Consider the following 1,010-nt stretch of genomic DNA (forward strand, 5'->3'; position numbering starts at 1 on the left):
CGTCTACTCGCACGGTGAATCCGAGGAGATCGTCGGCAAGGCCCTCGCCGGCGGTCTCCGGGACGAGGTGGTGCTCGCGACGAAGTTCCACGCGGCCATGAGCGACAATCCCAACCACCGCGGCAACTCCCGGCGGTGGATCGCCCACGAGGTCGAGAACAGCCTGCGCCGGCTGCAGACCGACTGGATCGACCTCTACCAGGTCCACCGCCCCGAACCGGGCACCGACTTCGACGAAACCCTCGGCGCTCTCAGCGACCTCGTCCACCAAGGCAAGATCCGCTATATCGGGACGTCGACCTTCGAGCCGTCGGACATCGTCGAAGGGCAGTGGATCGCCGAGCGCCGCGGGCGCGAACGCGTCGTGTCCGAGCAGCCGCCCTACTCGATCCTGGCCCGGGGTATCGAACGGGAGGTCCTGCCCGTCGCGCAGCGCTACAACCTGGCGGTGATCCCGTGGAGCCCGCTGGCCGGCGGGTGGCTGTCCGGGCGCTACCGCAAGGGCGCCGAACTGCCGGTGTCGAGCCGCAGCACCCGCGTCCCAGGCCACTTCGACCTGGCCCGACCGGTGAACATCGCCAAGCTCGAGGCGGTCGAGCAGCTGGCCCTGCTCGCTCAGGAGGCGGGGCTGTCCCTCGTCCACCTGGCCCTCGCCTTCGTCCTCGAGCACCCCGCCATCACCTCGGCGATCATCGGCCCGCGGACCCTCGAACAGCTCGAGTCACAGCTCGACGCCGTCAAGGTGACGCTCTCACCGGACGTGCTGGACCGTATCGACGAGATCGTGCCGCCGGGAACAACGATCAACCCCGAGGACGACGGCTACCAGCCGCCGTCCCTGACCGACCCCGCGTTGCGCCGCCGCAGCAACACGGGCCGCTGACCAACCGCTGAGGCCCACCGCCTGCACCACTCCGGGGTGCCGCACGCACTGACAGGTGCTCCCGCGCATGCGGCACCTCGCAGACCCATGGGGTCTGTTGCGTTATGGGAAAGCAAGACATGGCGGA

At 69.2% G+C, this 1,010-nt stretch carries 1 protein-coding gene; it reads left to right on the forward strand.

The features are described 5' to 3' along the window. The coding region (locus DD1DGNOD_RS03020; protein WP_131769394.1) for an aldo/keto reductase at window positions 1-883 on the forward strand (883 nt) is incomplete at its 5' end. Between the last annotated feature and the right edge of the window lie 127 nt (window positions 884-1,010).

Origin of the sequence: Candidatus Protofrankia californiensis (genome assembly GCF_900634765.1) — a bacterium.
GTDB lineage: Bacteria > Actinomycetota > Actinomycetes > Frankiales > Frankiaceae > Protofrankia > Protofrankia californiensis.